Raw genomic sequence first — 13,597 nt, 5'->3', positions numbered from 1 at the left:
GCGTGCCGGGGGGGCGTACCAGCGGGGAACGGGGCGGGGCTCGGCCGTCAGCTCGCGTGGAAGGGGAGTCCGGCGTCGGCGGCCAGCTCCAGATCGTCCCCTTCCGGCGGTGGCAGCAGCGTCGCCGAGCCGTCGCTCACCGGCACCACGCCCAGTTCCAGCAGCTCGGCCATGGCCGCGTGGCCCGCCATGTCGCGGACCTGGAGCTGATAGCGGGCGGTGGTGCGGTAGGCACCTCCGGCGTCCTCACCGGTCCGCTGGAGGAACCCCGAGTCGGTGAGGAACGCGACGGCCTTGCCGATGATGCCCGTGGTGGAACCCGCCAGCCTCCGGGCGTCCTTGGTCGCGCCGGTCGAGCTGCGCCTCGCGTAGATGCGCCAGGCGGCCTCCAGGCCGGGTGCGTCGGTCGACGGGTCGGTGTTCTCGCCCTGTTCCTCGGCGCGCTCCTCCAGCCTGCGGCACGCCTGCCGTACGAAGGCGTCCACCCCGTTGACCGTGATCCGGCCGATGTATCCGTCGTCGGCGAGGTCCTCGGGGCGGGGGAAGGCCAGGGCGGCCACGGCGAGATGGGCCAGGCCGTGCAGGAAGCGGTCGGCTGAGTCGGGGGAGGCACGCCGGGCGTAGTCGCCCATGCGGACCGCGAAGACCGAGTCCTCGCCCGCGGTCACGGCCATGCCGGCGCGCGCGGAGACCTCCAGGACGATCAGGCCGAATCCGGTGGCGACGGCGTCGGCGACGCGGGCGAAGGCGGGGTCCTCGCGGTAGCGGCGCAGCAGGTCGGCGTATTCGGCGTCGCGGGCGGGCAGCAGCTTGGGCTGAAGCCCGAAGGAGACCAACCGCGCGGCGTCGGCGGCGTCGGCGGGGGTGACGGTGGAGCCGGCCGTGGGAGCGAGGGCCTCCGCCGTCTCCGGGGCGACGGGATCGCTCCACGCGGCGCTGTGCTCTGCGTGGTGGTCACTCACGGGTGCGGCTCCTCGGTGCGGGTTGTGCGGGGTTGTGCGGGGTGGGGCTGTACGGGGTGGAGCGGTGCCGGATGGGGCGGTGCGGACCGGCGGACCGTCTCCGCGCCCGGTCGTTCTGTCGGGAGTCGGTCACGCCGCCTCCGTGCGGTCCGCCGTCATGCCCGCCGCGTCCAGCAGCGCCGTGCCCACGATCAGGTCCGCGCCGCCGAACTCGGGGTCGTCCAGCGGCGTGCCGTCGTCGACAGCGAAGAGGAGGCGCTCCTCGCCCTGCCGGTAGGCGGTGCCCACCGGGGGGCTGGCCGCGTGGATGGCCAGCAGGGCCACCAGGTAGGGCAGGTCGGGGTCGCGGAGACGGGCCTCGGCCAGCAGGCCGGAGAGGCGGCGCGGGGCGTCGTACTCCAGGGCGAGGAGTTCCTTCGCGCTCGCGAGCTGCTCCTCGCTGAAGCGGCTGTCGTCCGGGGTGGCGATGAGGTCGGGCTCGGGCATCTCCGCGCCCAGGTTCTCCCGCTCGACGGGCGGTGTCAGCAGGAGGTCCACCAGGTCGCCGACCCGGACGGCGGTGGGGGTGCGCAGGCCGGTGCCCCGGGCGAAGAAGGCGTCCGTCACGCGGGTCGCCCGCTCGACGGGGAGCGGCAGCAGCGGGGCGACCAGCTGGCCGTAGAGGTCGAGGCCGGTGTGCCCGGTGGCGCGGGCGAACGCCTGCCGGTCCTGTTCCGCGCGGAACAGCGGGCCGGCCTCCAGCAGCCGGGACTGGAGCTGGGTGTGGCGGCGGATGCAGTCCTTGACGATGTCCACGAGCTCGGCCGCGCGCCGCTTGTGCTCGGCGGTCTTCGGGTCGTTGCCCGTCTCCGCCTCGTCGCGCGCCTTGCGGATGTTGGTGAGGATCGCGTTCTCGTGGCGGTAGCGGTCGGCGACGTGGTCGAGCGCCTCGTCGATCATGTCCGGTACGGAGTGGAGCCAGTCGACCGCGCGGACGTTGCGGCGGGTCGCCTCCAGTGTCCTGCGCAGCGTCTCCGCGTACTGCACGGTGCGGTATCTGGCCTGCTCGGCGGCGAGCTGGGCGTCGGCCAGCCGGCCGCGGTTGATGAGCACCTCCAGCTTGACCTCGGCGGCGATCTGCGCGCTGGTGACATCCGTGTCGAGCGCGCCCACCAGGACGTTGACGGCTTCGTCGGTGGTCCGCAGGAAGACCGTGCCGTCGTGGCCGGGGACTTCCTCGATCAGCTTGAAGTCGTAGTCCCTGCGGGTGTAGACGCCGTCCGTGCCGAACGTGCCGTAGACGGCGCGGAAGCCGCGGTCCACGCTGCCCACGTTGATCAGGTTCTCCAGGACCCAGCGGGCGACGCGCTCGTGCTCCGCGACCGGGCGGTGCGGGGCCTGGGCCGCGATGCGCGGGAGCAGCCTGGCCACTATCTGTTCGTGGTCGGCCCCGGTGTCGAAGTCCATGTTGAGCGTGACCAGATCGATCGCGGAGAGGGCGACCTCGGCCATCGCGTAGAGGGAGTACTCCCCCGCGAGATTGGCCTTGCGGGTGTCCAGATCGTGCAGGGGAGCGGTGCAGGCGAGCGCCCGCAGCCGCCGCGCGAGCCCTTCGTCGGCGGCCGGGCCCTGGGCGGGCCGCGGCCCCGCGCTGAGCTGGGGCGGAACGTATTCCGTCGAGGCTGGCGAAGTCACATCGCACAGATTAGGTCCTCGCACCGACAACGGGCGAAACGGTGCTGAACCGGCCGTGGCCGAATCCGCGTGGCCGACCGTGACTTCTCGGGGTGGCGGGCCGGGACTTCCCGAAGTCGGGGCGCCCGGCCGCTTCTTCACGGAGGCGTGCCGCAGCCGCGGCAGCACCTGCGACTCCAGGGCGCGGTCCGGGGAGCGCCGGCTCTCGCCGAGGACGCCGTCCGGCGTCGACAGCCGCTGGTGGAGCGTGTTCACGGGTACGGCGAGCGCCTCGGCCGTCGCGCGGGCCCGGCCGCCGTGGGTGAGACAGGCGTGCGGCGTGTCGAGGAGCGGTACCTTGCGACGGGCTTCCTCCGCCCGTACGGGACCGAGGAGTTGCCGGAACCGGGCCTCCAGGTCCGCCCGGCCCGTGTGGTCGAGCGGGATCCGGTACGGACCGAGCCCGCGCGGCCGTCGATGCCTGCCCGTGCCGCTCCGGCGCCTGGAGGGCGTCCAGCGCCTGCCGCGCCTCGACGAGACAGCGGGCCGGCTCCGTACCGCCGCGGGCCGGGCCCGCGATGCCCGCGGCGGGTCCGTCCGGTCCCTGCGGCCGGTCGTCGGAATGGGGCAATGGCAGGCATCCCGTCCCTTGAGCGGGCAGGGTGATCATCCGTAGTGTCGTTGACATGCGCGACGAGGTGTGGCCCCGGGAACTGGCCGACGAACTGAACCGGCGGCTGCCTTCCGGCCGCGTCATCACCGACCCGGGCGTGGCCCGGAGCTATGCCCACGACGAGGCGGAGTGGGCCCCTTGCGGCCTGCCGGCCGTCGTGGTCAGGCCACGGACCGCCGAGGAGGTCCAGCAGGTCGTCCAGGTCTGCCTGCGGTACGGCGTCCCGCTGATTCCCCGGGGCGCCGGCACCGGACTGTCCGGCGGGGCGAACGCCGTCGACGGCTGTGTGGTGCTGTCCACCGAGGCGATGACGGCGATCACCGAGATCAACGCCCTCGAACGGCTCGCCGTCGTCGAGCCCGGCGTGGTGAACGAGGACCTGCGCACCGCCTGCGCCGAACACGGCCTGTGGTACCCGCCCGATCCCGCCAGCGCCCGCTGGTCGACGATCGGCGGGAACGTCGCCACCAACGCGGGCGGACTGTGCTGCGTCAAGTACGGCGTGACCCGCGACTACGTCCTCGGCCTCCAGTTCGTCACCGGCACCGGCGAGCTGGTGCGGGTGGGCCGCAGGACGGCCAAGGGGGTCGCCGGGTACGACCTGACCTCCCTGCTCGTCGGCTCCGAGGGCACCCTCGGCGTCATCACCGAGGTCACCGTCCGGCTGCGGCCGCGCCGCGCGCCCGAGCACACCGTCGCCGGGCACTTCGCGTCCGTCGTGGACGCGGGCCGTGCCGTCGCCGCGGTGGCCGGGGCGGGTGTCACCCCGTCGGCGCTCGAACTCATCGACCGGCACTGCCTCGCGGCCGTCGACCGGTGGAAGCACATGGGCCTGTCGACCGAGGCCGAGGTGGTCCTGCTGGGCCGCTCCGACGCCCCCGGTCCGGCCGGTGACCTGGAGGCGGACACGATGCTCGCCTGCTTCGAGGAGGCCGGCGCCACCTACGCGGTCCGCTCCACCGACCAGCACGAGGCGGAGGCCCTGTTCGAGGCGCGGCGGCTCGCCTACCCGGCGCTGGAGCGGCTGGGGCCGGTCCTCACGGAGGACATCTGTGTGCCCAAGGGCGCCGTCCCCGAGATGCTCGGGCGCATCGACGCGATCGCCGCCCGGCACGACACCCTCATCGCCAACATCGCCCACGCCGGTGACGGCAACCTGCACCCGCTGCTGATCACCCCGCCCGGTGACGACGCGGCCCGCGACCGCGCCCAGGCCGCGTTCACCGACATCATCGCCGAGGCCCTCGCCCTGGGCGGCACCGTCACCGGCGAGCACGGCGTCGGTCTGCTCAAGCGCGACGGCCTGCGCGACGAGCTGGGTCCCGCCGTCCTCGCCCTCAACCGCGCGGTCAAGGACGCCCTCGACCCGCGGCACATCCTCAACCCCGGCAAAGTCGTGTCGTACACGCGGGAGGATTCCTGAGCATGGATCCCGCCGCAGACCTCGGAGACGGCCGGTCGGTCACGGGCAGCCACGCCGAGCCCGGGGCCGCCGGGCCCTGCCCGGCCCGAGCGCGGACTCGGGCCGGACCACAGAGCTAGAGCGCGGCGGCGTCCGGGCCCATCCGGCTGCGTACGGCGGTCTGCACCTCGTCCTCCTCGGCCGGGTCGGCGGCGAGCCGGCGCAGCCGCTCCGCCACCCGTACGTCCCCGGTCTCGGCGTGCAGCGCGGCGACCTCCCGGGTGGTCTCCTCGCAGTCCCACAGGCATTCGACGGCGAATCCGGTGGCGTACGAGGGGTCGGTGGCGGCGAGTGCCCGCGCCGCGCGGCCCCGCAGCTGCGAGGAGGCGGTCTCGCGGTAGATGTGGCGCAGCACGGGGGCGGCGCAGACGATGCCGAGGCGGCCCGCGCCGTCCACGAGCGTCCACAGCCGCTGGGCGTCGGGGCCTTCGGCCCGTACGGTCTCGCGCAGCGCGCCGAGCACGAGCGGGGTGTCCTTGGCCGCGCCCCGGGCGGCGAGCACGCCGGCGGCGGACGCGCCGAGGGCGTCGGGCCGGTGCACCCAGCCCCTGGCGCGGTCGACGGCGGCCTCGCCGGTCATCCGCTCGAAGGCGGCGACGGCCGCGTCGGCGACCGTACGGCTCTGGGCGGCGGCCGCCGCTTCGATCAGGCCGAGGACGACGGGGTCGCGGATCTCGGCGAGATAGTGGAGCGCGGCGCAGCGCGCCCCGTCCTGGCCGGAGCGCGCGGCCTCGACGATCAGGGCACGGTCGTCGGGTCCGGCGACGGCGGTGAGACAGCGGGCGGCGGGCACGTGCAGCGCGGTGCCCCGGTCCAGCGCCTGCTGGGCCCAGTCGAAGACGGCGCGCACGCTCCAGCCGGGGCGTGGGCCGGTCGGTCGCATTTGGCGCTGCCATCGGTCGAACGAGCCCTGTTCGCCGGCCGCCCTGATCCGGGCGCCGACCGCGGCCCGCGGATCGTCCGCCCACAGCCGCCAGGGCCGGGGCTCGAAGGCGTCCCGGACGGCGACGGCGAGTTCGGCGTCGCCCTCGGGGCCGGCCGGGAAGCGGGCGAGGATCGGTTCGGCCAGCGAGCGCAGTCCCGTGTCGTCGTCGCGCAGCGCCAGCTCGTCCAGCGCCCAGGCCCAGTTGGTGCCGGTCGCGGCGTAGCGCCTGAGCATCTCCAGGGCGTCGTGCCTGCCGTACGAGGCGAGGTGGCCCAGGACGGCGAGCGAGAGCCCGGTCCTCGACTCCTCGGTGTCGAAGTGGTCCTCGGCCCGGAAGAGGTGGTGCTCCACGGCGTCGAGACCGCCGTGGATGTCCAGGTAGAGCCGGGCGTAGTACAGCGAGCGGTTCTCGACCTGCCAGTCGCGCCGGGGGTCGTTCAGGACGCAGTGGTCGAGGGCGGCGAGCGCCTCCGCCCGGGGCGCGGCGAGCGCGTGCAGCGTGCCGTCGCCGCGGCCTCGCTGCAACAGACCGAGCAGCGTGCCGCTCGGCGCTATGACTGGATCGAACATGGAGAAAGCCTCACATCAAGCTGTCGACGCAACCGGGGAGTGTGATTCGAAGCCCGCCGGCCCCGGACCGTGCCTGGTCCCTGGGGCCCCGTGGCGCAACGGCGCACCGTTGCGCTACCAGCCCGCGCGGCGACATGTTCGGCCGACCGTCGTCGTGTGCTGAACGCAGACCATCTTCCCTGCCTCTCGTCGGTGGCCCATTGGGGGCCCGACGTCATGATGACCGAGCGATTTCGCCACCGCGACCACATTTACGGCGTCTGTCTCACCGGGCTCCGAACAGCTCCAGGAGGTCCGTCTTCCCAAACATCCGCGCGGTATCCACCGCGGAAGGGTTTCCTCCGGTTGGATCGGCGCCCCCGGCGAGCAGTGCGCGGATCACCGCGTCCTCGCCCTTGAAGACGGCACCGGCGAGTGGGGTCTGGCCCCGGTCGTTGGCCCGTCCCGCGTCGGCGCCGCGGGCGATCAGCGCCTCCACCGCCGGAGCGTGGCCGTGGTAGGCGGCGAGCATGAGCAGGGAGTCGCCCCTGTCGTTGGTGAGGTTCGCGGGGACGCCCGCGTCCACATAGGCGGCGAGCGCCTCCGCCTCGCCGCGCCGGGCCAGGTCGAAGACCTTCGTGGCCAGCTCGATGACCTCGGGATCCGGGGTCTCGCTCATCGGTGGACCGCCTTTCTGCCGCATCTCACGCCGTTGACCTGCTCGGTGTCACCCACGCGGCGCGCGGAACCTGACGCCGTACGAGTGAACCGAAAGCGTACTGCCCGCGCACCGAACAGGCAGTTCGCCCGGTCCGCCACCCGAGCGGGACCCCGATGTGGGCCAGTGCAGTGAAATAGCTGATATTTCACTCATTTGCACCTTTTGTCGCATAGATACTTTCGGTGATCCTGGAAGAACTCATGGTGACTGTCCCCGCAACCAGGAGAATTCTCATGATTCTGTCCATGTCAGGCGTCGTACTGCTCGGAATCATCGTCTTCCTCTTCTTCCGGAAGGACGGGCTCAAGGCGTCGCACGCCATCGTCTGCGCCCTCTTCGGCTTCTATCTCGCGGGCACCGCCATCGCCCCGAGCATCACGGCCGGCGGCGCCAGCCTCGCCGGCCTCCTGGGCGGCATCAAGTTCTGACGCCCCGTCCCGTCCCCTCCCCCTCCCACCCGCACCAGGAGACAGACGTGGCCCGGCGACCACTCCCCCGCATTCTGACCGGCGGCAGCGCCCAGATCGCTCGCGGCAGCGCCCGGATCGCCCGCGGCCGCGACATGGCGCGCACGGCCGCCGACAGCGCCACCGATGTCCTCCATCCGCTGATCACGATCGCCCGTGGTCTGCGGATGCTGGCCGCGGCCGGCCGGCGCAGGTGGGCCGCCACGCCCAAGGACCGGCGCGGTCCCGCGCTGTTCCTGGTCGCGGCCGTCGTCCTGGTGGTGGCGCTCATGCCGTACGGGCCGCTGCTGGCCGTGATCGCGGTCATGGGCGTGGCCGGCTGGCAGGGGCGCGACCGCACACCCGTCAGGACCGGGCCCGACGAAGCGGAGGCGCGGCGCCTCCAGTCCCTCTACGAGGCGCTCGTGCCGTACTTCTCCGTGCCGGAGGACCCGAATCCGCTCTTCGCCCACGGCGGCGAGTGGAGCGGGGCCCTCGACGAGCCCGCGTTCGACGGCGACGGAAGGCTCACCCGGCTCCGGCTGACGTACCCCCCGTACTTCCCGGACGGCGAGCCCGACGCCCGCGCCCGGATCGAGCATCTGCTGCACGCCAAGTCCGGGCGTGGCCGCGAATATCTCTTCGACTGGGACGAAGAGGCCAATCAGCTCGTGATGACGGTGCTCTCCCCGCTCCCCACCGCCATCGCCGCCCAGCGCTTCGTCACCGGTCCCGGTGAGAGCGTGCTGGGCTTCACGGACGACGGCGCGGTGCGGCGCACCGTGCCGGTGCTGGCCGGCGAGGAGAGCGTGGACGCGCCGCCGGTGCTCTGGCGGACCGGACCGCGCTCGACGGAGCCCCACCTGATGGTCGCGGGCCAGCCGGGCAGCGGCGCCACGAGCCTGCTGCGCTGTCTCGCGCTCCAGGCCCTCCAGGACGGCGACGTGCTGATCGTGGAGGGCAGCGGCACCGGCGAGTTCGCCTGTCTCGACGGACGGACGGGCGTCCTGGCCGTGGAGAGCGGGCTCTCGGGCGCGCTCGCGGGCCTCGAATGGGCCGCCAACGAGACGGAGCGGCGGCTGATCGCCGCCAGTCGGGCCCGGCAGTCGGGCCGTCCCGCGCCCGCCGACACCCGGCGTCCGCTGTGGATCCTGCTGGACCGGCCGAGCGTCTTCGGCCATCTCGCCGCGGCCGAGGGGCGGCCCGATCCGCAGGAGCTTCTGCGGATGCCGCTGCGCCACGGCGGGGCGGTGCGGGTGACGGTCGTGGTGGCCGACCAGCTCGACAGCCTGGACATGATCGACGAGGCCGTACGGTCGCACACCCGCGCCCGGGTGGTCCTCGGACCGGCCTCGCCCGCGCAGGTGGAAGAGGTGCTGGGGGCGCCGCCGCACACCACGCCGACCCCGGAGGTGCCGCCAGGCCGGGGGTACGCGCGGCTGGGCCGGGGCCCGGTGCTCAGACTCCAGGTCCCGGCGACCCCGGACCCGTACGACGACGCGACGAGCGAGACGCACCGCCGGGCGGTCCTGGGCCTCCTGCCGCCCCGGACCACACCGCCCGCGGGGACTCCCGGGCCCGGCGGGACCGGCGGGGCCACCGACGAGGAGCGGGTCACGGAGCGGGTGGTGGAGCAGGCGCACGCGGGCGCACCGGCCGAGGGCTGACCCGGCGGGCCCGCGCTCTCACGCGACGAAGGTGCGCGGCGTGTCCGTGCCCGTGCTCGCCCCGCTCTCCACCAGACGCGCCGCCGCCGCCAGCCGGGCCGCCGCCTCGACCGCGACCGGCCCGCCGACCGTGAACGGCAGCCGTACGTACCCCTCGAACGCGCCGTCGACCCCGAAGCGCGGCCCCGACGGCACCCGTACCCCGACCCGCTCCCCCACCTCGGCCAGCCGCGAACCGGACAGCCCGCCGGTGCGCACCCACAGGGTCAGCCCGCCGCCCGGTACGTCGAACTCCCAGTCGGGCAGCTCCGCGCGTACGGCGGCGACCAGCGCGTCGCGGTTCTCCCGCGCCTGGGCCCGGCGCAGCGCGACGGCCTCCTCCCAGCCGCCGGTGCGCAGCAGCCAGTTGACGGCGAGCTGTTCGAGCACCGGGGTGCCGAGGTCGGCGTAGGCGCGGGCGGCGACGAGGGAGCGGATCACATCGGGAGCGGCGCGCACCCAGCCGATCCGCATCCCCGCCCAGAACGCCTTGCTCGCCGAGCCGACGGTGAGGACCGTGCTGCCCGCCGGGTCGAAGGCGCAGACGCGTCTGGGCATCTCGATGTCCGGGTCGAGACACAGCTCGGACATGGTCTCGTCGACGACCAGTACGGTGCCGGCCGAGCGGGCCGCGTCGACCAGCTGCCGCCGCTGGTCCTCGTCGGCCAGCGCGCCGGTCGGATTGTGGAAGTCGGCGACGACGTAGGCGAGCCGGGGCGCGGCGTCGCGCAGCACCTGGCGCCAGCGCGCCAGGTCCCAGCCGGACAGCCCCTCCGCCATGGCGACGGGCACCAGCCGGGCGCCCGCCTCCCGCATCAGCTGGAGGATGTTGGCGTACGACGGGGACTCGACCGCGATGCGCTCCCCCCGGCCCGCGAAGAGATGGCAGATCGCGTCCATCGCGCCCATCGCGCCGGTGGTGACCATGATCTGTTCCGGCATGGTCGGGATACCGCGCTCGGTGTAGCGGTCGGCGAGCATCCGGCGCAGCGCGGGCAGCCCCGCCGGGTAGTCGCCGTGGGTGTGCGCGTACGGCGCCAGCTCCTCCAGGGCGCCCTGGACGCCCCGGGTGAGCCAGGGTTCGGGGGCCGGCAGGGCGGCCGTGCCGAGGTCGATCATGGAGCCCAGCGATTCGGGCGGCAGCGGTTCGAGACCGCGCGCGGGCAGGGGGTTGCCCGCGGGGACGGCGGTCCAGCTCCCGGCGCCCCTGCGGGACTCCAGGAAGCCTTCGGAGCGCAGCGTCTCGTAGGCGGCGGCCACGGTGGTACGGCTCATCGACAGCGACACGGCCAGCTCGCGCTCCGCGGGCAGCCGGGCGGCGACCGGGACCCGGCCCTCCAGGACGAGCAGCCGGATGCCGTCGGCGAGGGCCCGGTAGGCGGGCGGGCGGCGGGTGCCGGGGCCGGCGGGCCGGGGCTGCTGGGCGTGGAGCTGCCGGGCGAGCTGCGCCGCCCCGACAGCCGAGGTCCAGTGCGCCATGGAAATCAGTCCACCTTCCCCGAATTGGCCCTGGTTGGCCTGGTCCGGCCAGCCACAGAGTGGCATGTACCAGTCCACCATCGCACCAAGGGGCGGCATCGTGTCCATCACCTCCGGCCTCCGGACCCCGCATCTCCCCCGTCGGCTCGGGCAGCTCTACGCCGGTCTCGCCCTGTACGGCGCGAGTTCCGCGCTGCTGGTGCGCGGCGGCCTCGGTCTGGAGCCGTGGGGCGTGCTGCACCAGGGGCTGGCCGAGCTGACCGGGCTCTCCATGGGGGTCGTCGCGATCGTGGTGGGGGCGGCCGTGCTGCTGCTCTGGATACCGATCAGGCAGCGGCCGGGGCTCGGCACGGTCTCCAACGTCTTCGCCGTGGGGCTGGCGATCGACGGGACGCTCGCCCTGGTCCCCGAGGCGCACGGGCTGCCCGCCCGGATCGCGCTGCTGGTCGCCGGAATCGTGCTCAACGGTCTGGCGACCGGTCTGTACATCTCGGCCCGCTTCGGCCCCGGCCCGCGCGACGGTCTGATGACCGGGCTGCACCGGCTGACCGGCCGCTCGGTGCGGCTGGTCCGTACGGCGATCGAGGTGGCCGTCGTCGCCACCGGCTTCGCGCTCGGCGGTTCGGTGGGCATCGGCACGGTGGCGTACGCGCTGGCCATCGGCCCGCTCGCGCAGCTCTTCCTGCGCGTGTTCGCCGTCCCCGGGGCGGACGACGGCAGCGCGGCCGTTGCCCGGACGTCACCGGATCAGGCCATACTGCGGCGGTGACCCGACCACACCACCCCTATCTCGACCGGCCCGGCGCCGAGCGGCCGGGCCCGATCGCGTTCGCCCATCGCGGCGGCGCGCTCGACGGCCTGGAGAACACCGCCGCCGCGTTCCGCCGGGCCGCCGCTCTCGGCTACCGCCACTTCGAGACCGATGTGCACGCCACGAAGGACGGCCGGCTGGTCGCCTTCCACGACTCCACGCTGGACCGGGTCACCGACGCCCGGGGCCGGATCGGGGATCTCCCGTGGGCCGAGGTGCGCCGGGCCGAGGTGGCGGGGCGCGAGCCGCTGCCGCTCTTCGAGGAGCTGCTCGAAGAGTTCCCCGAGGCCCGCTGGAACGTGGACATCAAGGCGGCGCCCGCGCTGGTCCCGCTGGTCGAGCTGATCCGCCGGACGAACAGCTGGGACCGGGTGTGCGCCGGCTCCTTCTCCGAGGCCAGGGTGGCGCGGGCGGCGCGCCTCGCCGGCCCCCGGCTCGCCACCTCGTACGGCGTGCGGGGGGTGCTGGGGCTGCGGCTGCGCTCGTACGGGATCCCCGCGCCGGTCCGCGCCGGCGCGGTGTGCGCGCAGGTCCCCGAGGCGCGGAGCGGCATCCCGGTGGTGGACGAGCGCTTCGTGCGGACGGCGCACGCGCGCGGCCTGAAGGTCCATGTCTGGACGGTCAACGAGGCGAACCGGATGGAGGCGCTCCTCGATCTCGGCGTGGATGGCATCATGACTGATCAACTGGAGACGCTGCGCACCGTGTTGACCGCTCGGGGCGCATGGCACTGACCGGGCGGCGGGTCCGTACGGGGGAGAGGACGCGCGGATGACCGCCGACACAGTCGACGTGGCCGCCGGGGCGGCGGACCGCAGGCGCGAGCAGCGCGGCTGGTACTTCTACGACTTCGCGTGCTCCGTCTATTCGACGAGCGTGCTCACGGTGTTCCTGGGCCCGTATCTGACCTCGGTGGCGAAGGCGGCGGCGGACGCCGACGGCTATGTGCATCCGCTGGGCATCCCCGTCCGGGCGGGCTCCGTCTTCGCGTACACGGTCTCCCTCTCCCTCGTCGTCGCCATTCTGGCGATGCCGCTGGCGGGCGCGGCGGCGGACCGCACGGGGCGCAAGAAGCCGCTGCTGGCGGGCGCCGCGTATCTGGGCGCGAGCGCCACGGCCGGCATGTTCTTCCTGGACGGCGACCGCTATCTGCTGGGGGCGCTGCTGCTGATCGTGGCGAACGCCTCCCTGGCGGTCTCGATGGTGCTCTACAACGCCTATCTGCCGCAGATCGCCGCTCCCGACGAGCGCGACGCCGTCTCGTCCCGGGGCTGGGCCTTCGGCTACACCTCGGGCGCGCTGGTCCTGCTGCTCGATCTGGCGCTCTACACCGGCCACGAGTCGTTCGGGGTCTCCGAGTCGACGGCGGTGCGGATCTGTCTGGCCACGGCCGGCGTCTGGTGGGGCGCCTTCACGGTCGTACCGCTGCGCAGGCTGCGCGACCGCCGGGTGGCGCGCTCGGGCGAGGGGGCCGTGGGTACGGGCTGGCGGCAGCTGATGGCCACGCTGCGGGACATGCGCCGCCATCCGCTGACGCTGTCCTTCCTGCTCGCCTATCTGATCTACAACGACGGCATCCAGACGGTGATCTCCCAGGCGTCGATCTACGGCTCCGAGGAGCTGGGCCTCGACCAGACGACACTGATCACCGCCGTACTGCTGGTGCAGGTGCTGGCGGTCGTCGGCGCACTCGGCATGGGACGGATGGCCAGGTCGTACGGGGCCAAGCGGACGATCCTGGGCTCACTCGCCGTGTGGACGCTCATCCTCGTCGCGGGGTACTTCCTGCCCGCCGGCGCGCCGGTGGCGTTCTACGCGCTGGCCGCGGCGATCGGTCTGGTGCTGGGCGGCAGCCAGGCCCTGTCGCGCTCCCTCTTCTCGCATCTGGTGCCGAGCGGCAAGGAGGCCGAGTACTTCTCCGCGTACGAGATGAGCGACCGGGGGCTGAGCTGGCTGGGACCGCTGGTGTTCGGGGTCGCGTTTCAGCTCACGGGCAGTTACCGGGAGGCGATCATCTCCCTCGTGGTCTTCTTCGCGCTAGGGTTCGGCCTGCTGGCAAGGGTCCCGATCGGGCGGGCGATCGCGGCCGCGGGAAACCCCGTACCGGAGCGTATTTAGACGTTGAACTCAAAGGGCGGTAGTGTACGCGGTTGGCCTGCCAGGCGGACCGTTACTGCGTACTCGACAGACGAAATCGCTGGGTGACATCT

11 protein-coding genes are annotated in these 13,597 nt (G+C 73.7%); 6 read left to right on the top strand and 5 right to left on the bottom strand.

The window, feature by feature from the left end; translation table 11 throughout:
• Nucleotides 1-47: 47 nt before the first annotated feature.
• Together OG627_RS30080 and OG627_RS30075 are read right to left on the bottom strand one after the other, a co-directional pair.
• Entirely contained in the window at nt 48-962 is a 915-nt protein-coding gene (locus OG627_RS30080; protein WP_329070420.1) for a hypothetical protein, read from the bottom strand.
• Between the two features lie 129 nt (nt 963-1,091).
• A complete protein-coding gene (locus OG627_RS30075; protein ID WP_329070419.1) occupies nt 1,092-2,636 on the bottom strand; it encodes a hypothetical protein in 1,545 nt (514 codons plus the stop codon).
• Between the two features lie 665 nt (nt 2,637-3,301).
• Here OG627_RS30075 and OG627_RS30070 point away from each other — a divergent pair.
• Nucleotides 3,302-4,711 carry an FAD-binding oxidoreductase gene (locus OG627_RS30070; RefSeq protein ID WP_329070417.1) on the top strand — a complete coding sequence of 470 codons (1,410 nt, stop codon included), beginning with the start codon at nt 3,302-3,304 and terminating at the stop codon, nt 4,709-4,711.
• A gap of 115 nt (nt 4,712-4,826) precedes the next feature.
• On the opposite strand, the gene OG627_RS30065 is transcribed toward OG627_RS30070, so the two are convergent.
• Both OG627_RS30065 and OG627_RS30060 read right to left on the bottom strand, forming a co-directional pair.
• Complete coding sequence (locus OG627_RS30065) at nt 4,827-6,245, bottom strand: HEAT repeat domain-containing protein (protein ID WP_329070415.1); 1,419 nt, start codon at nt 6,243-6,245, stop codon at nt 4,827-4,829.
• A gap of 265 nt (nt 6,246-6,510) precedes the next feature.
• Entirely contained in the window at nt 6,511-6,903 is a 393-nt protein-coding gene (locus OG627_RS30060; RefSeq protein ID WP_329070413.1) for an ankyrin repeat domain-containing protein, read from the bottom strand.
• A 275-nt stretch (nt 6,904-7,178) separates the two neighbouring features.
• On the opposite strand from OG627_RS30060, the gene OG627_RS30055 reads away from it, so the two are divergent.
• Complete coding sequence (locus OG627_RS30055; protein ID WP_114627688.1) at nt 7,179-7,373, top strand: hypothetical protein; 195 nt, start codon at nt 7,179-7,181, stop codon at nt 7,371-7,373.
• A gap of 47 nt (nt 7,374-7,420) precedes the next feature.
• Nucleotides 7,421-9,058: a hypothetical protein gene (locus OG627_RS30050; protein WP_329070408.1), complete on the top strand. Its 1,638-nt coding sequence runs from the start codon at nt 7,421-7,423 to the stop codon at nt 9,056-9,058.
• 18 nt (nt 9,059-9,076) lie between these two features.
• Here the strand turns inward: OG627_RS30050 and OG627_RS30045 are convergent, their stop codons facing one another.
• Nucleotides 9,077-10,576 carry an SCO1417 family MocR-like transcription factor gene (locus tag OG627_RS30045; RefSeq protein WP_329070406.1) on the bottom strand — a complete coding sequence of 500 codons (1,500 nt, stop codon included), beginning with the start codon at nt 10,574-10,576 and terminating at the stop codon, nt 9,077-9,079.
• A gap of 64 nt (nt 10,577-10,640) precedes the next feature.
• On the opposite strand from OG627_RS30045, the gene yczE reads away from it, so the two are divergent.
• The 3 genes from yczE to OG627_RS30030 are packed head-to-tail and all read left to right on the top strand — an operon-like array spanning nt 10,641 to nt 13,505.
• A complete protein-coding gene (gene yczE / locus OG627_RS30040; protein WP_443073563.1) occupies nt 10,641-11,345 on the top strand; it encodes a membrane protein YczE in 705 nt (234 codons plus the stop codon).
• Entirely contained in the window at nt 11,342-12,121 is a 780-nt protein-coding gene (locus OG627_RS30035; RefSeq protein ID WP_329070403.1) for a glycerophosphodiester phosphodiesterase family protein, read from the top strand. Before yczE ends, OG627_RS30035 begins: the two co-directional genes overlap by 4 nt.
• A 37-nt stretch (nt 12,122-12,158) precedes the next feature.
• On the top strand, nt 12,159-13,505 hold the full coding sequence (locus tag OG627_RS30030) for an MFS transporter (RefSeq protein ID WP_329070401.1): 1,347 nt from the start codon (nt 12,159-12,161) through the stop codon (nt 13,503-13,505).
• The last annotated feature ends 92 nt before the right edge of the window (nt 13,506-13,597 follow it).

This window comes from Streptomyces sp. NBC_01429, assembly GCF_036231945.1.
In the GTDB taxonomy this organism is placed as follows: domain Bacteria; phylum Actinomycetota; class Actinomycetes; order Streptomycetales; family Streptomycetaceae; genus Streptomyces.
The sequence above is the reverse complement of the archived record's forward strand: the minus strand, read 5'-3'. Positions and strand labels throughout refer to the sequence as shown.